Origin of the sequence: Staphylococcus debuckii, from assembly GCF_003718735.1 — a bacterium.
In the GTDB taxonomy this organism is placed as follows: domain Bacteria; phylum Bacillota; class Bacilli; order Staphylococcales; family Staphylococcaceae; genus Staphylococcus; species Staphylococcus debuckii.
In genome coordinates this window covers 1,838,860-1,860,414 of the sequence record NZ_CP033460.1, presented here as the reverse complement: position 1 = coordinate 1,860,414, position 21,555 = coordinate 1,838,860, and the positions used below count along the sequence as shown (strand labels likewise).

The 21,555-nt window shown below is 35.8% G+C and carries 25 protein-coding genes and 2 riboswitches; of the genes, 17 read left to right on the top strand and 8 right to left on the bottom strand.

The features are described 5' to 3' along the window. Positions 1-3: 3 nt before the first annotated feature. Complete coding sequence (gene menC / locus CNQ82_RS08755; protein ID WP_123144972.1) at positions 4-1,014, top strand: o-succinylbenzoate synthase; 1,011 nt, start codon at positions 4-6, stop codon at positions 1,012-1,014. On the opposite strand, the gene yidD is transcribed toward menC, so the two are convergent. Beyond that, positions 1,005-1,253 (bottom strand): membrane protein insertion efficiency factor YidD, encoded by a 249-nt coding sequence (gene yidD / locus CNQ82_RS08750; RefSeq protein ID WP_095104646.1) that lies wholly within the window; start codon positions 1,251-1,253, stop codon positions 1,005-1,007. The two genes, menC and yidD, sit on opposite strands and share 10 nt — an antisense overlap. Positions 1,254-1,378: 125 nt before the next feature. Between yidD and ytkD the strand changes: the two genes are divergently transcribed. Further along, positions 1,379-1,816: an RNA deprotection pyrophosphohydrolase gene (ytkD, locus tag CNQ82_RS08745; protein WP_240624878.1), complete on the top strand. Its 438-nt coding sequence runs from the start codon at positions 1,379-1,381 to the stop codon at positions 1,814-1,816. Next, on the top strand, positions 1,800-2,570 hold the full coding sequence (locus CNQ82_RS08740; protein ID WP_123144970.1) for an alpha/beta hydrolase family protein: 771 nt from the start codon (positions 1,800-1,802) through the stop codon (positions 2,568-2,570). Before ytkD ends, CNQ82_RS08740 begins: the two co-directional genes overlap by 17 nt. 141 nt (positions 2,571-2,711) lie before the next feature. On the opposite strand, the gene pckA is transcribed toward CNQ82_RS08740, so the two are convergent. Further along, a complete protein-coding gene (gene pckA, locus CNQ82_RS08735) occupies positions 2,712-4,304 on the bottom strand; it encodes a phosphoenolpyruvate carboxykinase (ATP) (RefSeq protein WP_123144969.1) in 1,593 nt (530 codons plus the stop codon). A gap of 162 nt (positions 4,305-4,466) precedes the next feature. Beyond that, a riboswitch (SAM riboswitch) is annotated at positions 4,467-4,582 on the top strand. A 108-nt stretch (positions 4,583-4,690) separates the two neighbouring features. On the opposite strand from pckA, the gene metK reads away from it, so the two are divergent. The 4 genes from metK to CNQ82_RS08715 all read left to right on the top strand — a co-directional run bounded on the left by metK (position 4,691) and on the right by CNQ82_RS08715 (position 8,793). Beyond that, positions 4,691-5,887, top strand: coding sequence for a methionine adenosyltransferase (gene metK, locus CNQ82_RS08730; RefSeq protein WP_123144968.1), 1,197 nt, complete (start codon positions 4,691-4,693; stop codon positions 5,885-5,887). Positions 5,888-5,983: 96 nt separating this feature from the next. Next, positions 5,984-6,883, top strand: coding sequence for a nuclease-related domain-containing protein (locus CNQ82_RS08725; RefSeq protein WP_123144967.1), 900 nt, complete (start codon positions 5,984-5,986; stop codon positions 6,881-6,883). A gap of 134 nt (positions 6,884-7,017) precedes the next feature. Next, complete coding sequence (locus tag CNQ82_RS08720) at positions 7,018-7,860, top strand: aldo/keto reductase (protein ID WP_123144966.1); 843 nt, start codon at positions 7,018-7,020, stop codon at positions 7,858-7,860. A gap of 9 nt (positions 7,861-7,869) precedes the next feature. Further along, positions 7,870-8,793: an ADP-ribosylglycohydrolase family protein gene (locus CNQ82_RS08715; RefSeq protein WP_123144965.1), complete on the top strand. Its 924-nt coding sequence runs from the start codon at positions 7,870-7,872 to the stop codon at positions 8,791-8,793. Between the two features lie 55 nt (positions 8,794-8,848). Here CNQ82_RS08715 and CNQ82_RS08710 read toward each other — a convergent pair whose 3' ends face one another. From CNQ82_RS08710 to CNQ82_RS08700, 3 genes are all read right to left on the bottom strand, one after another. After that, positions 8,849-9,205: a fluoride efflux transporter FluC gene (locus tag CNQ82_RS08710; RefSeq protein WP_164711958.1), complete on the bottom strand. Its 357-nt coding sequence runs from the start codon at positions 9,203-9,205 to the stop codon at positions 8,849-8,851. Beyond that, on the bottom strand, positions 9,198-9,569 hold the full coding sequence (gene crcB / locus CNQ82_RS08705) for a fluoride efflux transporter CrcB (RefSeq protein WP_123144964.1): 372 nt from the start codon (positions 9,567-9,569) through the stop codon (positions 9,198-9,200). Before crcB ends, CNQ82_RS08710 begins: the two co-directional genes overlap by 8 nt. 69 nt (positions 9,570-9,638) lie before the next feature. Continuing rightward, the gene (locus tag CNQ82_RS08700; protein ID WP_123144963.1) at positions 9,639-9,944 is read right to left on the bottom strand and encodes a hypothetical protein; all 306 of its coding nucleotides are present in this window, start codon (positions 9,942-9,944) and stop codon (positions 9,639-9,641) included. A 186-nt stretch (positions 9,945-10,130) separates the two neighbouring features. On the opposite strand from CNQ82_RS08700, the gene CNQ82_RS08695 reads away from it, so the two are divergent. After that, a complete protein-coding gene (locus CNQ82_RS08695) occupies positions 10,131-10,847 on the top strand; it encodes a transaldolase (protein ID WP_095104664.1) in 717 nt (238 codons plus the stop codon). Positions 10,848-10,967: 120 nt separating this feature from the next. After that, the gene (locus CNQ82_RS08690; protein ID WP_123144962.1) at positions 10,968-11,420 is read left to right on the top strand and encodes a hypothetical protein; all 453 of its coding nucleotides are present in this window, start codon (positions 10,968-10,970) and stop codon (positions 11,418-11,420) included. Here the strand turns inward: CNQ82_RS08690 and CNQ82_RS08685 are convergent. Together CNQ82_RS08685 and CNQ82_RS08680 are read right to left on the bottom strand one after the other, a co-directional pair. Then, the gene (locus tag CNQ82_RS08685) at positions 11,404-11,847 is read right to left on the bottom strand and encodes a competence protein ComK (protein ID WP_123144961.1); all 444 of its coding nucleotides are present in this window, start codon (positions 11,845-11,847) and stop codon (positions 11,404-11,406) included. The two genes, CNQ82_RS08690 and CNQ82_RS08685, sit on opposite strands and share 17 nt — an antisense overlap. A gap of 1 nt (position 11,848) precedes the next feature. Next, positions 11,849-12,343 (bottom strand): sigma factor, encoded by a 495-nt coding sequence (locus CNQ82_RS08680; protein ID WP_123144960.1) that lies wholly within the window; start codon positions 12,341-12,343, stop codon positions 11,849-11,851. Positions 12,344-12,551: 208 nt separating this feature from the next. Between CNQ82_RS08680 and CNQ82_RS08675 the strand changes: the two genes are divergently transcribed. From CNQ82_RS08675 to ribH, 7 genes are all read left to right on the top strand, one after another. Then, positions 12,552-12,773: a hypothetical protein gene (locus tag CNQ82_RS08675; protein WP_015900622.1), complete on the top strand. Its 222-nt coding sequence runs from the start codon at positions 12,552-12,554 to the stop codon at positions 12,771-12,773. A gap of 314 nt (positions 12,774-13,087) precedes the next feature. Next, the gene (sagB, locus tag CNQ82_RS08670; protein ID WP_095104673.1) at positions 13,088-13,933 is read left to right on the top strand and encodes a peptidoglycan release complex glucosaminidase SagB; all 846 of its coding nucleotides are present in this window, start codon (positions 13,088-13,090) and stop codon (positions 13,931-13,933) included. A 132-nt stretch (positions 13,934-14,065) separates the two neighbouring features. Beyond that, complete coding sequence (locus tag CNQ82_RS08665; protein ID WP_123144959.1) at positions 14,066-15,547, top strand: FAD/NAD(P)-binding protein; 1,482 nt, start codon at positions 14,066-14,068, stop codon at positions 15,545-15,547. 99 nt (positions 15,548-15,646) lie between these two features. Beyond that, a riboswitch (FMN riboswitch) is annotated at positions 15,647-15,779 on the top strand. A 179-nt stretch (positions 15,780-15,958) separates the two neighbouring features. Continuing rightward, the gene (ribD, locus tag CNQ82_RS08660; RefSeq protein WP_123144958.1) at positions 15,959-17,008 is read left to right on the top strand and encodes a bifunctional diaminohydroxyphosphoribosylaminopyrimidine deaminase/5-amino-6-(5-phosphoribosylamino)uracil reductase RibD; all 1,050 of its coding nucleotides are present in this window, start codon (positions 15,959-15,961) and stop codon (positions 17,006-17,008) included. Between the two features lie 6 nt (positions 17,009-17,014). Beyond that, a complete protein-coding gene (locus CNQ82_RS08655; RefSeq protein WP_123144957.1) occupies positions 17,015-17,647 on the top strand; it encodes a riboflavin synthase in 633 nt (210 codons plus the stop codon). Between the two features lie 15 nt (positions 17,648-17,662). Continuing rightward, positions 17,663-18,844 carry a GTP cyclohydrolase II gene (ribA, locus tag CNQ82_RS08650; RefSeq protein ID WP_123144956.1) on the top strand — a complete coding sequence of 394 codons (1,182 nt, stop codon included), beginning with the start codon at positions 17,663-17,665 and terminating at the stop codon, positions 18,842-18,844. 32 nt (positions 18,845-18,876) lie between these two features. Beyond that, positions 18,877-19,338: a 6,7-dimethyl-8-ribityllumazine synthase gene (gene ribH / locus CNQ82_RS08645; RefSeq protein WP_123144955.1), complete on the top strand. Its 462-nt coding sequence runs from the start codon at positions 18,877-18,879 to the stop codon at positions 19,336-19,338. Positions 19,339-19,404: 66 nt separating this feature from the next. Here ribH and CNQ82_RS08640 read toward each other — a convergent pair whose 3' ends face one another. Further along, a complete protein-coding gene (locus CNQ82_RS08640) occupies positions 19,405-20,400 on the bottom strand; it encodes a proline dehydrogenase family protein (protein WP_123144954.1) in 996 nt (331 codons plus the stop codon). 255 nt (positions 20,401-20,655) lie between these two features. Here CNQ82_RS08640 and CNQ82_RS08635 point away from each other — a divergent pair, with 255 nt between their 5' ends. Further along, positions 20,656-21,486 (top strand): alpha/beta fold hydrolase, encoded by an 831-nt coding sequence (locus tag CNQ82_RS08635; RefSeq protein ID WP_123144953.1) that lies wholly within the window; start codon positions 20,656-20,658, stop codon positions 21,484-21,486. Positions 21,487-21,555: the final 69 nt, after the last annotated feature.

Genomic DNA, 21,555 nt, shown 5'->3' with positions numbered 1-21,555 from the left:
AAGATGAAATTTAAAACGATAAATTTTTATACTTATCAAGCTCCTTTTAAAACGCCAATACAAACACCTAAAATTGAAATGCATGCACGCAAAGTTTTAATTATAGAAATCATTAATCAAGAAGGAAATAGTTACTTTGGAGAATGTAATGCATTCGAAACTTATTGGTACGCCAACGAAACCATTGACACCGTTTATCATAGCTTAAAGACCTGGTTTGAAAAAGAAATCTCTGGAAAGGAATTTGCTGATTTTGAGACAGCTCAAACTGCTTTAGACCAGTTATCTGGAGAGCCTGCAGCACGTTGTACGGCAGCGATGGCACTCTATCAAGCATTTAATAAATTAGAAGCATTTTCAGTTGAATATGGAGCAACGGTAAGTGGATTATCAGAGGTACAATTGAACGTCTTGCAAAATACGCAACCTCGACGTGTTAAATTAAAATGGTCGGAAACAGTGGAAGGTGATTTGGAACAGTTGAGCCAACTATCATCGCAACCATTACTTGCTTTAGATGCCAATGAATCACTGGGTTCAGATGATGTACCTGAATTGCAAGAAATTAATAACCATTTTAATATTTTATATATTGAAGAACCTTTCAGATATTTAAGTAGTATAAACAATATAGAAAAGGGGACAATTCCTCCTATCGCTTTAGATGAAAAAGCATCAGATATAGATTCGATTGTATGTTATATTGAAAACTATAATATTGAAACGGTAGTATTAAAACCGTTTCGTTTAGGCGGTATTGACCGCATGTTGGAAGCGATTAAATTTTTACAGCAGAAAAATGTTAAAGTTGTCATCGGCGGTATGTATGAATATGGGCTAAGTCGATATTTTACAGCGTATCTAAGTCGATTAGGCGATTATCCTGGTGATATCACGCCATATGGTTATTATTTTTCAGAAGAATTTACAGCAGAAAATGGCATATTAAAAGAGGGACGTATTGAATTTACGCCCCCTAAAGTAGATAAAAATAAGTTAACACCTTATGAATGATGATGTTCGCAATGTTCATGATTATGTTTCAACGGTACTGGATCAAATCCGCCTTTATGAAAAGGGTGACACTTAGAGATACGTTTGATTCCTAACCAGGATCCTTTGAGTGCGCCGTGAACTTCAATGGCTTCTTTAGTATAGTTAGAACAAGTAGGATAGAAGCGGCAAGTTGGGGGTGTAAGTGGCGAAATAAAATGTTGATACACCCAGATTATGCCTAGAAAGAGTTTTTTCAAAATAATCCCTCCAACTCTTAGAAATAAATGTAAATCCAACTCATAACGATTTATATTTTAGCATATTATTCAAAGGAATGTGATAGAACGTGATTACTCATGACCAATTTAATAATCAAATAGAGATGCATTACAAGAATTCTACAGATATCGCAAACGGCGAACATGTTCTGGTAATTCCTTTATATCAAGATGGATTTGTACTGACACGACACAAGAAGCGTGGCATAGAGTTTCCAGGAGGGAAAATAGAAGCGGGAGAAACGAGCGAGGTTGCAGCAAAACGTGAACTGTTTGAAGAGACTGGTGCTATTATCCAACAGATGCAATATATCGCTCAATATACAGTGTATTATCCTAACGGAGAACGCTGGTTTACAAAAGATGTATTTGCGGCACAAGTAGAAAGCATACAAACGAAAGAGGATTATTTAGAAACTGCTGGACCTGTTATATGTCAGAATCTAGACGATATAGCAGACCAAGATAAAAGTTTCTTGCTGACTGATGAAGTAATATTAAAATGTGCAGAAAGAGTGAGTGCGCTTGGACTTTATCAATAGAAAACGTATGCCAATTGATTTGGCTTCACATATTGGAGAAGAAGTTACTTATGAAGTCGATCATCTCAAAGTGAAAGGACTAATGTTGACGCCTAAAGAAAAAGTGCAACGTATTGTTATTTATTTACGCGGCGGTAAAGGCAAAGTCGGACGCGTTCGTACCGGTCGTCTGCTACAATTTTCAGATTCTCGTACATTAGTATTCGGACCTTACTATAGAGGAAATAATGGCAGTGAAGGTCGTGATGAATTCTCAGGTAATGACTTGCATGACGTCACTCAAGCTATAGATATATTAAAACACATCTACCCGGATGCTTATGTTCACCTCGTCGGTTTCTCTAGAGGGGGCTTGCAAGGGTTGCTTACATTTCAATATTTGCCGGCTGACAGTTATATCATTTGGGGCGGCGTCTCTGATTTGCATTTAATGTATGAAGAACGCATAGACTTACGCGGAATGCTGCGCAGAATGGTAGGGCATCCTAAGAAGGATTTAGCTGCATATGAAAAAAGAGAAGCCTTGCAATATATTGACGAAAATAGTCCTCCAATCTTAATTATTCATGGAGGAAAAGATAAACAAGTAGGCATCCATCAAGGTTATTATTTAGCAGATTATTTAGAACGTATCGGACATCGTTATGAAACATTTTATCAAATGCAAGAAGGGCATGTTCCAAGACCAGAAGCGTTGAAAGAGGTATTAAAAGTCATTCATGAGTGGATGGATCGTGTTGAAAATAATAAGTAGTCAAAATGGAGGAAGGCGGGGCAACTGTATAGGTGGGCAAGTCGAGTCTCGACACTTTCCCTACAATGCATACCACAATCAACTCATCTAACCAAAAAAAGGAGCTAAGACAAAACTGTCTCAGCTCCTTTATAACTAATATTAAGCTTTAAATCCGCCTTTTTCAGGGATTTCTTGACTATCTTCACCGAATTTTTTGAAGTTTTCTACAAAGCGAGAGATTAAATCTTGTGCTTGTTCGCGGTAAGCATCTTGATTACTCCATGCATTGATTGGTTGTAAGATAGATTTCGGTACGTCTTCAATGTCTTTAGGCACATTCAAACCGAATACTTCATCTTGTTCGAATTCTGCATTTTTCAATTCGCCTTTAATAGCTGCATCAACCATGCGACGAGTATATTTTAAGCTGATACGACGACCTACGCCGTATTTTCCGCCAGTCCAGCCTGTATTTACTAAATATACTTCAACATCATGTTTATCAATCAATTGTCCAAGTAATTCAGCATATTTCTTAGGATTTAATGGCAAGAATGGTGCACCGAAGCATGTAGAGAATGATGGTACAGGCTCAGTGATACCACGTTCAGTACCTGCTAATTTAGAAGTGAATCCACTTAAGAAATGATACAACGCTTGTTCTTTTGTTAATTTAGAAATTGGAGGCAATACGCCGAATGCATCAGCTGTTAAGAATACGATTGTATTCGGATGCGCTGCTTTAGATGGTTTAGCAATATTATCAATATAGTCGATAGGGTATGCTGCACGTGTGTTTTCAGTATATTTATTGTCATCGAAATCAACGTTTCCATCTTCTTCGACTACAACATTTTCTAAGATTGTACCATAACGGATTGCATCATAAATTTGAGGTTCTTTTGCTTTTGAAAGATTGATGGCTTTCGCATAGCAGCCGCCTTCAATGTTGAAAATACCATTTTTATTCCAGCCGTGTTCATCATCACCGATTAATTTACGATCTGGAGCTGCTGATAAAGTTGTTTTACCTGTTCCAGATAATCCGAAGAATAATGCAACGTCGCCTTTTTCACCCACGTTAGCGGAGCAGTGCATACTCATGATATCTTGTTGAGGTAATAAATAGTTCATTACTGAGAAGATACCTTTCTTCATTTCTCCAGCATATTCTGTTCCACCGATAAGGATAATACGGTGTTTGAAAGAAATGATAACGAAAGTTTCAGAAGCTGTGCCATCTTCTTCAGGGTTTGCTTTGAAGTGAGGCGCAGAAACAATTGTAAAGTTCGCTTTAATTTTTTCTGCTTCATCCTTAGAAGAAGGGCGGATAAACATGTTATGTGCGAATAAATTGTGCCAAGCCATTTCGTTGACTACTGTTAAACGTAATTGAGTATCTTGGTCACTTCCTGCGTAACCATTGAAGACGTATAATTCGTCTTTTTGGTCTAAGTAATCTAGAACTTTATCATACAATCTAAGGAATTTTTCTTCTTCGATAGGTTGGTTTACTGAGCCCCAGTCAATTGCATCTCTGTAAGAAGGTTCGTTTACAATAAATTTATCTTTAGGAGAACGACCTGTATATTGGCCTGTCAATTGATTGATTGCTCCTAGTTCTGTGAGTTCGCCTTCATTATTGTCTAAAATCTTGTTGTAAAGTTGCGTTTTTGTAAGTTGAAATAATGATGATGGTTTTTCAATCAAATGATTCAACTTTTTTAAATTTGTTTGTGCATCTACTGCCATTTTTAAAAACCCCTCCAGCGCGTAAGTATTAATGTAATTGTAAGCCTTTACATTTTTATAGTATAACATACTATATCCATTATTCCACATCGGATTTATGAAAAAACAATTCGTGTAATTGACAATTTTATTTTGTTTGGGTAGTATTATTTGTAACGGATTCTCTTATCCTGAGTGGCGGAGGGACATGGACCCAACGAAGCCCAGCAACCTCTCCTTATTGGAGAAAGGTGCCAAACCGTTTGCAAATGTCAGATAAGACGTTTGAACGATAAGAGCGAAAGGACGTCAAAGGGCTTTCTCTCTATGTATATATAGTGGAAGCCCTTTTTAATTTGAGCTCATAGATAGAGAGTTTTCGTAATTAAAATCAAAAGGAGTCAGTTATGTCGAATAATAGAAGATTATTTACGTCAGAATCTGTTACAGAAGGACATCCTGATAAAATAGCAGACCAAATTTCAGATGCTATTTTGGATGAATTATTAAAGAAAGATCCAGATGCGCGGGTGGCATGTGAGACAGTAGTCACTACGGGAATGGCTATGATTGTCGGGGAAATCTCTACTTCCACTTATGTTGATTTTCCAAAAGTAGTAAGAGATACAGTTGAAGAAATTGGTTATACAAGAGCAAAATACGGCTATGACAACCAAACAATGGCTGTGATGTCAGCAATTGATGAACAATCTCCTGATATTGCGCAAGCAGTAGACCGCGCTTTAGAATATAGAAATGAAATCAGCGAAGAAGAAATTGAAGCTACAGGTGCAGGGGACCAAGGTTTAATGTTCGGTTACGCTACAAACGAAACTGATACGTATATGCCGACACCTATTTTCTTTTCACACCAACTTGCGAAACGTTTGTCAGATGTGCGTAAAGATGGCACGTTAAAATACTTGCGTCCTGATGGAAAAGTGCAAGTTACAGTAGAATACGATGAAAATGATAAACCAATCAGAATTGATACTATTGTTATTTCAACACAACATGCTGAAGAAATCACATTAGATCAAATCCAAGAGGATATCCGCAAACATGTTATCGACCCGATTGTACCTTCATCATTATTAGATGATGAAACTAAGTTCTTCATTAATCCAACAGGCCGCTTTGTTATCGGCGGACCACAAGGTGATGCAGGCTTGACTGGTCGTAAAATTATTGTTGATACTTATGGTGGTTTTGCACGTCACGGCGGCGGTTGTTTCAGCGGTAAAGATCCAACAAAAGTAGACCGTTCAGCAGCTTATGCAGCACGCTATGTGGCTAAAAATATTGTAGCAGCAGGATTAGCTGATAAATGTGAAGTCCAACTTGCTTATGCTATCGGTGTAGCGGAACCTGTTTCAATTTCTATAGATACATTTGGAACTGGAAAAGTTTCTGAAGGCAAACTAGTAGAAGCGGTCCGTGATAATTTTGATTTACGTCCAGCAGGTATCATTAAAATGTTGGATTTAAAACGTCCGATATACAAACAAACGGCGGCTTATGGCCATTTCGGCCGTACAGACATCGCATTGCCTTGGGAACGTGTAGACAAAGTGGATGTATTGAAAGAAGCGGTCCAAGCATAATTCTGCGATTTTTGTATGAAATTCAGGATTATTATCGATAGAATCGAAACTTTCCTTTATAATGAAACGTAAGACAAGTAAAGGAGCGGAATAGGTATGGGACCATTGGAAATTGGTTTAGTAGCAGCGATAGTCATAGCTGTTATATTCTTAATATTGTTCTTAACTGCATTAAACAGTAAAAAGAAAGCACAACAGCAAGCAGAAGAACAATATGAAGCAAAAGAAAAAAGCTTGAAAGATAATTACGAAGATGAGCTTGAAAAAGAACGTGTAGAACATAAGAAAACAGTAACGAAGCAACGTGCTGATTTTGATGCTACAGTCGATTCGAAAGATCGTGAAATTGATGCATTGAAGCTGTTTTCAAAAAACCATAGCGAATATATCACTGATATGCGTCTTATCGGTATAAGAGAACGCTTAGTGAAAGAAAAACGCATTCGTCCTGAAGATATGCATATTATGGCAAACATCTTCTTGCCGAAAAATGATATGAATGATATCGAACGTATCAGTCATTTAGTGTTAACACGTACAGGTTTATACATTATAGACTCGCAACTTTTAAAAGGGCACGTTTATAATGGCATCAGCGGCAAACAGTTTGCTGAATTACCTACCATTGAACAAGTTTTCAATGCCTTAAATTTAGATCAGCGCACACCGCAAACTTTAGTATTAGATGAAAATGACGATCAACAATCTGCAACGTTTGTGAATTACTCTAAACAATTGCACTATGTTGAACAGTTAGCAGATGCGTTGCAACGTCAGTTGAATTTGAAATATACACCAATGGCATTACTTTATTTCAATCCTAAAAATGAAGGTGCCGTGACGATTTCGAATTACGCACAAAATACCAATACTAAAGTACTTGTAGGTGCTGAACAATTGGATGAATACTTTAATAAATTTGTTTTCCATGGCCGCATTCAATATAATGTTGAAGATTTGGCACGCATTATGGAAGAAATTGAATCTTTTAATTAAGGTTTGAGGCACTGTTTGAGTTGCTACAGCTCTTACAGTGCTTTTCTTTTTCCTGAAAAGGAAGTTTGAGTGAATGCATGGCCGGTAAAGTTTAAGGTATAGTAGAGATATCAATGACAAGGAGAGAGATAAGAATGGAATATGTAGAATTTTATAATGGTAACCGTATGCCGATTGTCGGTTTAGGTACTTTCCGTGTGGAAAATGATGAGCAGGCTAAAGAAGCGGTTCAGTTTGCGATTGAGAATGGTTACAGAAGTATTGATACGGCTATGATTTATGGTAATGAAGAAAAGGTCGGTGAGGGGATCAAGGCTGGATTAGAATCTATTGGCTTGAAACGTTCGGACTTATTTATTACGTCGAAATTATGGTTGGAAGATTATGGCAGAGAAAATGTGGCTGAGGCTTATCAAACTTCTCTTAACAAATTAGGTCTTGATTATTTAGATTTATATTTAATGCATTGGCCTGGTATGGATGAGGATATGATGATTGAGACTTGGAAAGGAATGGAAGATTTACTGAAAGATAATAAGGTGAAAAATATTGGGGTCAGCAACTTTAAACCGCATCACTTTGAAGCTTTATTATCTCATGCCTCTATTAAACCGGTAATTGATCAAGTAGAATTCCATCCCTATTTAATTCAAGAAGACTTGCGTACATATCTGAATGCGCAGCGTATTCAAATGGAATCATGGTCTCCGCTTATGAATGCTCAAATCTTAGATGATGAAGTTGTTAAATCAGTAGCTGAAGAAGTAGGCAAGTCACCGGCTCAAGTTATTATTCGCTGGAATATTCAACATGATGTCGTTGTAATACCGAAGTCAGTGACGCCTTCACGCATTAAAGAGAATTTAGAAGTGTTTGATTTTGAACTGTCCGATTCACAAATGGCGCAATTAGATAATTTAAATGCAGATAAACGTGTGGGTCCTGACCCTGATAATTATTCTGGACATCATAAATAGGTGATTTGAATGGCTGATTATAAAGGAATGTTATATGGAGCGATGGTAGGAGATGCTTTAGGAGTACCTGTCGAATTTGAAAATAGAGGCAGTTTTAATATTGATAGCATGATTGGTTATGGTACATGTAACCAACCACCTGGAACATGGTCGGATGACAGTTCGCTTACCTTATGCTTGGCAGAAAATATTAATGAGCAGGGCAATCTAGACAGTTTAATGCAAAAATTTGTTCGTTATTTGAATGATGGCTATTTGACGCCCTTTGGTGTTGCATTTGGTGTAGGTAATTCTACAACACAGGCAATTAGAAGATATGAAGCGGGAACGCCAGCCGAACAATGCGGCGGCACATCAGAATATAATAACGGGAATGGTGCTTTGATGAGGATTGCGCCGTTAATCAAGTGTTTACCTGAAGAGATGGCGTTTAATGAAGTCGTGGATAAAGTCATTGCCTATACACGTATTACACACGGGCATCCGCGTTCACACATCGCCTCAATTATTTATGTAGAAATATTACGTAACATTACTTTAGGACATACCTTTAAGATGAGTGTGGAGAATACAGAAAAAGAATTGAGTATATATTTAAAACAGGATGCTGAACTTTCTGAGGAATACCAAAATTATTTTGAAAAAGTATTTCAGTCAGATTTCTATCAGCTCCCCCAAAGTTATATTCAGTCCTCTGGATATGTCGTAGATACTTTAGAAGCAGCATTGTGGTGTATCGGCAATTCTGATAATTTCAAAGATGCTGTGCTTAAAGCAGTTAATTTAGGCGGCGATACAGATACGGTAGGCTCGATAACTGGAAGTATTGCCGGTTTGTTATATGGTATTCAAGCTGTTCCAGATATATGGATCGAAAATTTAGTAAGTAAAGAGAAGTTTGAACCTATTATTTCGGAGTTTATGACAACATAAAAAAGGTGCTGGGATTTGTACCAGCACCTTTCCTATATACTTGCAGGAGCTCTCTTTAATGTGCAAGAAGAAAACCAAGCCAGCATGCTGCAAAGCAAAGAATATATTGCAATGCACTATATAGAATAAATAACGCCGGCTTTGTTTGTTCTGTTAATAGATTTTTCAATTCTAAAGATAGAGTGGAAAATGTTGTCAATCCACCTAAAAAACCTACAATCAATAATGGAGAAGCCCATTGATTGGAAAGAGCAAAACCGCTCAATAAACTAATTGCAAAACTACCTGCCAAGTTTACTATTAACGTAGCTATCGGCATTTCAGAAGGGATACGGCTGCATGCTTGTGTGACAGCAGCTCTAACTACCGCACCTAAACCGCCGCCAAGCATAATCAACAACAATTTAATCATGACTGAGCGCACCTCCTAATTTACCGCCGAGGTAACAAAGCAGAATACCCAAGATATAACTTGTAACAGCATAAATACCAAGCAATAGATAATGATGCTGTTCTAACATATGTACGAGTTCAAACTGGAAAGAAGAGAAAGTCGTTAACGCCCCTAAGAATCCAGTGGTAATTCCTTTTTTAAATAAAGGATTGTTTTGAAATAACTTTAAAATCAAAGCTGTAAAGAATCCCATCAGGAAAGCTCCTGCTAAGTTAGCGATAAAGGTCCCCGTTGGAAATCCATCGCTATGATTTAATTGTGATAATAGAAATCTTATCAGTGCACCTAAAGCGCCACCGATAAATACATATAAGTATTGCACTATACCGCCTCTTTTATTAATAATAAGTAAATTGTGGTATCGCTGGAAGCAATTGTCAAATTCAAGTGATTATTTTAGAAGTCCGAATGAGACTAAAGAAGCAGCGATATGCAGAAGAATGGTTATTAATAAAATATAAGGTAAGAATTTACTAGCAGGTCGAATCCAATCTGCTCTTTCCTTTGAAAGTTTCATAGATTTATCTGCAAAAATAATTGCTATGATTAAGATAATTGCATTGACGATACTGCTGATGATAATTTTTTTAACGATAGATTCAAATTGCGCATTAAAAATCGGATTACGCATATTGAAGTAAAAACTGATAACTACCAAGATGAGAGTAATATAAAAATAAAGTTTAGATTTTGCCATGGCGACCTCCATTTCTATTCATTCTTACATATTATCATATTGGAATAGCGATAAACCATTCCTTTACAAAACTCTCTAATTGTTTAAAGTTTTGAGTTGGCACAATCGCGTTTTAGAATAGTGCGTGTTATAATCTAGTTATTCTTAAGGAATGAAAGTGTAGTAATGATAGGAGGAACTCATTCTATGGTAAAAGCAGATTTAAACGTAGAAGTATTCGCAGATGGTGCGGATATCGAAGAAATGAAAGCAGCATACAAAAATAATGAAGTGGATGGTTTCACAACTAACCCAAGCTTAATGGCTAAAGCAGGTGTAACGGATTATAAAACATTTGCTGAAGAAGCGGTACGTGAAATTCCAGATGCTTCAATTTCATTTGAAGTATTTGCAGATGATTTAGATACAATGGCTAAAGAAGCAGAAATTTTAAAACAATACGGTAAAAATGTATTTGTTAAAATTCCTATTGTCACAACTAATGGTGAATCAACAATTCCATTGATTAAGAAATTATCAGCTGACAATGTGCATTTGAATGTGACTGCTGTTTATACTTTAGATCAAGTTAAAGCTATTACAGAAGCAGTAACAGAAGGTGTTCCAACTTATATCTCAGTATTTGCTGGACGTATTGCTGATACTGGTGTAGATCCGCTTCCACTCATGAAAGAATCAGTGGAAATTGCGCATTCAAAAGAAGGCATCAAGTTATTATGGGCAAGTTGCCGTGAACTATTCAATGTCATTCAAGCAGATGAAATCGGTGCAGACATCATCACATGCCCTGCAGGTGTAATCAGCAAAATCCCTAATATCGGTCGCGATGTTAACGAATTATCAGTAGACACTGTTAAAGGATTTGCAAAAGACATTCAAAAATCAGGACTCTCAATCCTATAATAAAAAAAGTGTATCTCTTTAATTAGGAATATATTAAAATAAAGGCAGAAATAGTTTGTGTATCTTTAAACTATTTCTGCCTCTTTTTTTATTGTATTGCAAGGGCAGGTGTATAGGTATATGAAAAGAGAACAATTTGAATCCAAAGTTAAAAAGCAACTTTGGTTCTTAAATAAAAAAGAAAAAATAAAATTAAATCAATTTATGACAGAAGCACAAACGAACCAAGCAAATTCGAAAATATTAAATCAACCGATTAGATTTTCAAATTTATTTCTAAAGCAACATGTTTTTTCTAATAAAACACATGGGTCTAGTTTCTTATTTATCATCATCGTGTTGATGTTACTTGCGAATGCTTTGTTATTAGGACTCTTTCTGTTTGGATTATTGACCAGTCTTAATGTGGTGAATTACTTCGTGCAGCCACAGACGAATCTCTCCACTCTTCAACTCGCCTTACTCTTAATTGGTGCGATATTAGCAATGATTATTGCTTGCTACTTTATTAAAGTAGTGACAGGCTATTTCACCAAAAAATTATTAGAATATCGGTTTAATCGCGTACAATAAACATAAAATAGTGTAAGAAAATACATTCTAACCATTTGCGATGAACGTAGTTGTAAGGTGCGTGAATGATGAGATGTTGACCGTTTGAAAAGATCACACGTGTATGTTGCTGTTCTGGTTTAATACTCGTAATCTGCATTCCGTTGATAAAATACTGCAAGGCGGCTTGTGTATGTTTGATAGGAAACAGAATCGTCTTTGTATCCACAATTAAGGGCAAATGCTTACGTATATTCAATAATTGTTTTAAGTCTGATGAAAAAACATTTTTTGGCAGCGGATGCATTCGTACTAGTAAGTCTAAATACTTTTTTATAGAGTGTTTGGTCAATTTACGAAAAATATTATAGACACATTCAACTTGGAAACATTGATGCGGATAAGATTTCATGTAAATGATAACAGGGTGTTGACGCGTCTCGACCAATTTACATGCCTCCTTTCAAAAATTGTCGGAGCGGTTCTAATTTCAAACGTGCACGTTGCTGATATTTGCGAATGGAAGTTGCTGATTTATCCATCAATTTCTGAATTTCAAATTGTTTAAAACCAAATAATTTGAGATTCAACCACATACGCTCGTGTTCATTCAGCAAGTGATAGTAATCTGCAGTCATGAGCGGTAAGACATTTGGATGCTTCACTTGAAGTGAATGATTTAATTCAAGGGTTTCCGTATTGATAGTACATAATTCTGGTTGTCTTCCTTTACTTCTGAACAAATCGACGAGATAAAAATGGAGTCTTTGAAATAAATAACAGCTCATGCTATTATGGATAGACATGTCAAATTGACGTATCAATTCCCACATTTTAATCGTTAATAGTTGTGCATATTCTTCGCTGTCATATCGAATATTGTATTTATGCAGCAGCGAGTAGATAATGCCTTTATTGCGACTGATTTGATGCTCAATATTCACAAGTTATACCTCCTTTTGGGTAGATGCATATTATATTATTTCTGGTGTTTTCTATCTTACTTAATTTATAAGTGAGTTTCATTTGCTTAATAAGCGAAATAGGTGTTAAATAGAAGAACAGAAATCAATTTATTTTAAAGATTTAAAGCTAAATATGACTAATTAATAAAATTCAGCAACATTTGAAAAAATAAGACGGGAGGATTCTATGGATTACGCACATTTGAACTTAGAACACTTTTTTGCACGTCATGACGAATTAGATATGATTAAAGATTGCTCGGATTTTGTAATGATTAATAATATGACTAATGAAATGATGTATCGCGATGGCACAATCGAAGGGACTATCGATTTAAATCGTTACTATTATAAAAATAAATCAGAAGCAGCAAGCTTTATCATGATGGATTATAAACGTCCTGAATAAGCGTTGAAGTCACGATAATTCGTTGACACTGTTTAAATAGTGGAATTTTACCTGTTGAATGCAGTTTTTTGTTGGATTCAACAGGTTATTTTATTTTTGAAAGGAAAAATTACTTATAAATATTACTGAAAGTATCAAAATATTAGCTAGAGAATACAACAATATTACATTCTGACTTCAAAGCCGTGACAGCTTCAAAGATATGATAAGATAATGGGTGGAGAGTCAAAATGGCTTTTTATACTTAAAAAGTGATATAGTTTAATATCCGAATTTATAATTTTATAATTCAACTTGACCTAAGAGGTGTAATTATGACGAAACATAAGAAGGGCTCTATTATAGCTATTATAGGGCTACTTGTTATTTTAGCGGCAGCAGGAGCGCTTTTCTTTTCTATGATTTCTGACCAAATATTCTTTAAACATGTAAAGAAAGTAGAAACAGTGGAGCATCTTAACGTCACTTTAGACAAAGCTGCTAAAAAGCAAATTGATAACTATACGAGTCAGCAAGTATCTGATAAGAATGATAGATGGCATGACGCGACAGGTACTGAAATTAAAAATGCAATGAATAGTAAAAATTTTATCAATGATAAAGTTCAACGCTATCAATTCTTAGATTTATCTAAATACCAAGGTATTGAAAAAAATCGTATCAAACGCATGTTAGCAGACCGTCCTACATTACTTGCACATACTGACGACTTTATGAAAGCAGCCAAGAAACGTCATGTTAATGAAGTATACTTAATTTCACATGCTATTTTAGAAACAGGTGCTGTGAAGAGTGATTTATCCAAAGGTGTCGAAATAGACGGTAAGAAATATTATAACTTTTACGGTGTAGGCGCATTAGATAAAGACCCTATTAAAACGGGTGCAGAATATGCTAAGAAACATAATTGGGATACACCTGAAAAAGCAATAGATGGGGGAGCTGATTTTATTCACTCTCATTTCTTATCAAACCCAGATCAAAATACACTTTATAGTATGAGATGGAATCCGAAAAATCCAGGAGAACATCAATATGCAACTGATATTAAATGGGCAGAAAGTAACGCTTCCTTAATTGCAGATTTCTATAAGAAAATTAATACAGAGGGTAAATACTTCAAGTTATTTGTCTATAAAGACGATAAACAACATCAATAAATAAATTTAAACTTTTCTATAAAGCGGAAGAATTGAAACGCAACAGTTTTAATTGTTTCGCTTTATTTGTTTTTATTGCATAATAGGTAATGAAACTATAGAGTGAATCGGAAATATAGAGGAGGAAATAAAATGCGGGTCGCAATTATTGGAATGGGCACGGCAGGTGTCAGTATTTTACGTCAATTAGAAGCTCATTCATATTTTAGTGAACTAGACATTGATGTGTATGATGATCCTCAAAATATGGGGCAAGGGGTGCCTTTTCAAAATGATAGTGCGCAACTACTCATTAATTTGCCAAGTAAAGACATGTCGCTGAATGCTCATGATGCCTCAGAATTTTTCAGTTGGTATGAAACTCAAAATCAATTTAAAATTGATAATGCTACATATTTACCGCGATTTGTATTCGGACATTATATGAAAAGCTATTTAGAAAAATTCAATCAACAATACAGCAACATTCATTTAATTACGGAAAAAGCCACTGAAATGTATTTAGAACAAGGTTTTGAGGAAAATGCCAGAATTCAATATTTTGTATGTACCAATCACCAGCAAGAAGCATGCAGACAGTACGACTATGTCTTCTTGACAGTAGGTACGATGGCATATCACGATCCTTATCATTTGAAAGGTCTGAAGGGTTATATTCCATCACCTTATCCGACTTATGAAACGCTAAATGAAGTGGACAGCACTGATGATATTGCGATTATCGGCACAGGCTTATCGAGTTTAGATGTCATACGTTATGTGGTTAAACATCATCCTAATTTGCCGATTACTGCTACGAGCAGACACGGAGAGTTTCCAAGTGTGCGTGGAAATATGATTGATATTACTCTAAACCATATTACAAAAGAAAATTTCGAAAGTATTTTGCGCTCGCATTTTGGAGTAGTTCCCTTAGAATCTATGATACGGTTATTTGAACAGGAATGTGAAGACTACAATATTCCATTACAAGAGTTGATTCATCGTAAAGTAGGGGATCCGATTAAAGATTTGAAATATGATTTGGCGCATCCTGAAATATTAGGAGTCTTCCAAAGTATACTTGAAACTATTAAAGAAAATATGAACTGGATATGGAATAGTTTGAGTTTGCAAGACCAAGAAGCCTTTATGAAAAAATACATGCCGATTTTAAAAGCCAACTCCAATCCGATGCCTCCTAGCACAGCACGATTGCTAATCGAAGAAATTACTGCTGGACATGTAGTAGTTAAAAAAGATTTAGCAGATGTACAATATAAAAATGAAACGTACGTCTTTAAATATCATAATCAAGACGAGCTCGATTATTTCAACGTAGTGATTAATGCCACCGGTCCAAAAACACAATTGAAAGATTTAGATGATGACGATGCTTTTATTGTAGATATCGCTAATAGACAAATTGTACAACCTCACCCAATGGGAGGGATTCAAATCGTACCTGAAACTAATCAGGTAATCAGTCCGCGACATGGTACGCTGCCTCATCTTATTGCTATCGGACAAATTACCAACGGCATTAATCAAGCACGTAATGGTGTAAACATGATTGTGCGTCAATCTGTGCAAGCAGTTAAAAGTTTATATGATTTTCATGAACAAATACGCTAGATAAGCTTTTGTTATTGTAAGATTGATAAAAATAAGATATGATTAATTCATGAGTTAAGATTTTGAGTAACTCTTATTGATTCAGAAACAATTTCATAAAAATTCTTTCGGGGCAGGGTGAAATTCCCAACCGGCAGTAAATTAAAGCCTGCGACCTGTATTCTTTTTTGAATATGGCTGATCTAGTGGAAATCTAGAGCCGACAGTATAGTCTGGATGGGAGAAAGAATGAAGAACATCATTAAATGTGAAACTTATTTATCTATATGATTTAAAAAAGTTTTAGTTTAAGTGGTCTTATTTAGGTATGCCTTTATACTAAACTTTTCAATTTTCAAAGATAAATGATGATAAATTCTATTTCCCGTTGTCCATTTTTATTTGGCAACGGTTTTTTAATGAGGTGATTGTTTGAATCGATTTTTACAAAATGCAATACAACTGGCAAAAATGGCAGAGGGTCAGACAGGTGTAAATCCAGCAGTCGGCTCAGTAGTCGTAAAGGATGGCCGTATAGTGGGTTTAGGCGCACATCTCAAGCAAGGTGAACGTCACGCAGAAGTTCAAGCTTTAGATATGGCTGGTGACCAAGCACAAGGCGCTACGATTTATGTATCCTTAGAACCATGCACACACTTTGGTTCCACACCGCCTTGCGTCAATAAAATCATTGAAGCAGGTATAAAAAAAGTAGTGTATGCCATGAAAGATATTTCGCTCGATTCTCCAGGAGATGATATTTTGCAATCTGCTGGCATTGAAGTGGAATATCAGTATCAAGCCGAAGCTGAGCTCATGTATAAAGACTTCTTTAATGCGAAATCTGAGAATATTCCAGAAGTCACATTGAAAGTCAGTGTAAGTTTAGATGGTAAACAAGCGACCGATTATGGGCAGAGTCAATGGATTACTAATCTAGGTGTTAAACAAGATGTATTCAAACACCGTGCGCGTCATGACGCTTTGTTAACAGGAGCTGGAACAGCTGAAGCGGATAATCCGAGTTTAACGGTCAGACTAGAAGGCGAACGACAGCCTGTTAGAGTAATATTAGATAGAAGCGGCCGCTTAAATCTGGAACAGAAGATTTTTCATGACCAGCAAACGCCAGTCTGGTTGTATACAGAAAATAATGAAATGCTGAACAAAGAACATTCTGATCAAGTTAAAATCATACAATTAGAAGATTGTTCTATTAAAAATATTTTACATGATTTATACCATAAAGGTATAGGTTCGCTCTATGTAGAAGCTGGACCTAATGTATCTTCTCAATTTCTCCAATCTGAGTGTGTTCAAACACTCATCATTTATTACGCCCCGAAAGTTATTGGAGGTTCAGGGAAATATCAGTTCTATCAAACTGACCATGTACTTTCCTTGGATAAAATTCCTCAATTTGAAATTGCCAACTCTGAAATCATCGATCAAAATATTAAAGTTTCACTAAGAAAGAAGTGATCTTATATGTTTACCGGCATAGTTGAAGAAGTCGGAACAGTCGTCCAGACTGCTTCAGAACAAAATGTCATGAAGTTGACGATTGAATGTCACACTATCTTGCAAGACATTCATATCGGTGATTCTATCAGTGTCAATGGTGCTTGCTTAACTGTAATTTCTTTTAATAACCAAACCTTTGATGTTCAAGTGATTAAAGGCACTGAAAATAAAACATATCTCTCTGAATTACGTAAAGGCAGTGCGGTTAATTTAGAACGTGCGATGCCCAGTCAAGGAAGATTTGGTGGCCATTTTGTATTAGGTCACGTTGATGACGTCGGAACGATACGTCGAATTCAACCATCAGCTAATTCCAATATTGTCACGGTTCAATGTCCAACAACACTGACCTCGCAAATGGTACAACAAGGTTCCATTACGGTAGATGGCGTCAGCTTAACTATTTTCCGTTTAGACAATGGTCAATTTGATATTCATTTAATACCTGAAACGAAACGTGCAACGATTTTAAGTACGAAAAAAGTAGGGGATAAAGTGCATTTGGAAGCGGATATGTTATTTAAATACGTTCAAAAAGCAATTTCAAAAGATGAATCTGGATTGACTAAAGATAAATTAAGTCAGTTCGGATTTTGATAGGAGTGGATTGAGATGAAATTCGATAGTATAGAATCTGCTGTTGAAGCATTGAAAGCAGGAGAAAGTATCATTGTAGTAGATAATGAGGACCGTGAAAATGAAGGTGATTTAGTAGCTGTTACAGAGTTTATGAGTGATAATACCGTTAACTTTATGGCACAAGAAGGGCGTGGTTTAATTTGTGCACCGCTAGCACCATCACTTGCAGAGCGTCTCAATTTGACGCCTATGGTTAAAGATAACAGCGATGCATTTGGCACTGCTTTTACAGAAAGTGTGGACCATGTGGATACAACAACAGGTATTAGTGCAAATGAACGAATGATGACGGCCAAAGCTTTAATTTCAAATGAAGCGAAACCGGAAGATTTCAACCGTCCTGGCCATCTGTTCCCACTCATTGCCAGAGCTGGAGGAGTGCTGGTCAGAAATGGCCATACAGAAGCGGCAGTTGATTTAGCGACAATGACAGGTGCTAAGCCGGCTGGTTTGATTTGTGAAATCATGAATGCAGACGGAACTATGGCAAAAGGAGATCAGTTACAACAATTTAAAGAAGCGCACAATCTGAAAATGATTTCTATTGAAGCACTCGTACACTACCGCAGAACACATGAGCAACATATGCACGCTAAAGCAAAAGTAAAACTGCCGACAGATTTTGGTACATTTGATATGTATGGCTTTGAATCTGATTATTCTCACGATGAAATTGTAGCTATTGTTAAAGGTGATATTAAAAAAGTAGAAAATGTGCGTATTCATTCTTCATGCTTAACAGGAGATATTTTCCACAGCCAAAGATGCGATTGCGGAGCACAATTAGAAGCAGCAATGGAATACATTGATCAAAATGACGGCATGATTATTTATCTACCGCAAGAAGGCCGCGGCATAGGCTTGATTAATAAATTGAAAGCTTACGAGTTGATTGAACAAGGCTATGATACAGTAACAGCCAATCTTGCTTTAGGGTTTGAGGAAGATCTTCGTGACTATTATCATGCTGCAGAAATCCTTAAACATTTCGGTATAGAAAAGATTAATTTATTAAGTAATAATCCAGAGAAATTTAAAGGAATGCAATACTATGGAATTGATGTCGCAGATAGAATTGAATTAATTGTTCCGGAATGCGAGCACAACCATGATTATTTGCAAACTAAAAAAGAAAAAATGGGTCACATGCTGTAAAATTTATAATCAACAAATTGGAGGAAATCAGAATGAATTTTGAAGGGAAATTATTAGGACAAGATTTGAAAATCGGAATCGTAGTTTCACGTTTCAATGACTTTATTACAGGACGTTTATTAGAAGGCGCGAAAGATGTACTGGTAAGACACGAAGTAGACAGCAATCAAATTGATGTTGCTTATGTACCAGGTGCATTCGAAATTCCTTTAGCTGCAAAGAAACTTGCAGAGACTGGAAAATATGATGCGGTTATTACTTTGGGTTGTGTCATCCGCGGAGCCACTTCACATTACGACTATGTATGTAATGAAGTAGCGAAAGGTGTTTCTAAAGTCAGTGATACGAGTAGCTTACCTGTTATTTTCGGTGTGTTGACAACTGAAACTATAGAACAAGCAGTGGAACGCGCTGGAACTAAAGCTGGAAACAAGGGAGCAGAAGCTGCAATGGCAGCAATTGAAATGGCAAACTTGCTTAAATCAATCAAATAATTTTAAAATTCAAAAAAAGGAAGAAACTTTTAGGCTCACTGCCAAAGTTTCTTCCTTTTATTTGTTTTATTTTTTCTTAATTAAAGCAGTGGCAGCAGATGATAATCCGATTAATGTAGCAATGACACCCGCTGTAATAGCTAGTGTTTTTGGCTTAACGAATTCTTTCGCTGCTAAATTCAAGTTTTGTGGTCGTTCTGCTAAACGTCTCATGAAGTAACCGAACCAATCATCACCGAATGGTACATAAATACAGAAATTATAATTATCGTCAGCAATTGCGTAAGCTAAATCAGTTCTGAAGCCAAATAACATTTGGAATTCGAAACTATCTCTATCAATATTATTATCTTCCACAAACTTTTTCACATGATCGATGATTTTATCATCATGTGTAGCGATAGATGTAAAATTCTTCGCATTTTTCAGTCTTTTTTCAATCAAAGAAATGTAATTTGCATCAATATCTTCTTTATTTTGATAAGCAATCGACGCATTTTCTTTATATGCACCTTTTACGAGTCTTAATCTGATATGAGGATATTTTTCAACCATATCTTCAGCTGTATACAGATAGGCTTGAATCACCGTACCTACATTATCATATTCTTTAGAAATATCATCTAATACATGTAAGATATCATCTAAGCCTGCAAATTTTTCAGTATCGATATTTACATGTCTGTTATCTAATTCTTTCGCTTTAGCTACAATTTCTCTAAGGTTTTTCTCAGCTAAGTCTAAATCGAATTCAGCGCCCAACTGACTGATTTTAACCGAGAGATGTGCTTTAACATCATTGTCATGCATTGCTTGCAGAACATTTAAGATGATGTCCTTTTCGATTAAGCTTTCTTCTTTTGTTCCGACAAACTCACCCAAACAATCCACAGTAACTGTAATTCCCTTGTCGTTAAGTTCACGGATTTTTTCAATTAAATCATCTAAGGAGTTGCCGACTACAACTTTGCTTGCCCCTAATACTGGACCATATTTCTTTGCTGAGGTATTTAGAAATGTATTATTAGACAAACCGATGAAAAAATCTTTAACTAGTGACATAGATATTCCTCCCATACAACTATATTGAAATTAGTGTATCATGTTTCAATAAGGTATGAAAACGTTAACAATATATAAAAATACACAATATAATATCATATTACAAAAACTGTAAATAATGTTAGAATAATTTTTCATCAAATGATTTAAATAATACTTCACTAAAAAAAGAGAGAATGAGTTCTAGATAGATTTTGAGGCCTTTATTTTGATACAATAAATTTAAATAATATGAGTAGAAGGGTAGTCGTTGATATGTGGAAGTGGGAAACAGAAAGTGAAGCGAAAGGTGTCATCGTCATTGCACATAATTTATTGGAACATACAGGTAGATATGCCTATGTCATCACTTCATTAAGAAGAAATGGATATCATGTAATTATGGGGGATTTGCCTGGTCAAGGTCAAACTTCTCGTTCTAATAAAGGTCAGATTGACAACTTTGAAGTCTATCACGAACATATCTTAGAATGGTTGAGAATAGCCAGCGAATATAAATTGCCGACATTTTTGATGGGAGTAGGTCTAGGCGGCCTGATTACATTGAATCTGTTAGAAAGAACAGAACTGCCGATTGAGGGCATTATACTTTTATCTCCATTGACAGCATTTCAGAAAAATAACAAAACACGTAAAAATATGCTGACTTCAAATATAGGTGCAGGAGTAAAAGATATGCGCTTTAATTTAGGGATCGAACCAGAACATTTAACTAGAAATGAAGAAGTTATTGAAGAAACTAAACAAGATGGATTGATGTTGAAGAAAGTTTCGTACCATTGGTATAAAGAAGTGGTCAATGTGATGAGAAAGACTATGGAGCATTTAGAGGATATTCAACAAATCCCAATGTGTTTGATGTATGGGAAAGACGATAAAATTTTAGACACAGATGCCATATTAGAAATAAAAACACGTGTCAAAACGGACGAACTTTATTTTAAAGCGTGGGATGGTTTGTATCATGAAATTCATAATGAACCGGAACGTCCTTTAGTGATGCGTTATATATTAAGTTATTTGAATAATAAAGTGAATGCATTAGGTTTTATTCCTGATGATGTAGATGATCAGATAGAAATTTAATAAGTATAAAGAAGCGGATCTCTAAAATTGAACTCTCAAAATTCAATTTTAGAGGTTTGCTTTATAGGT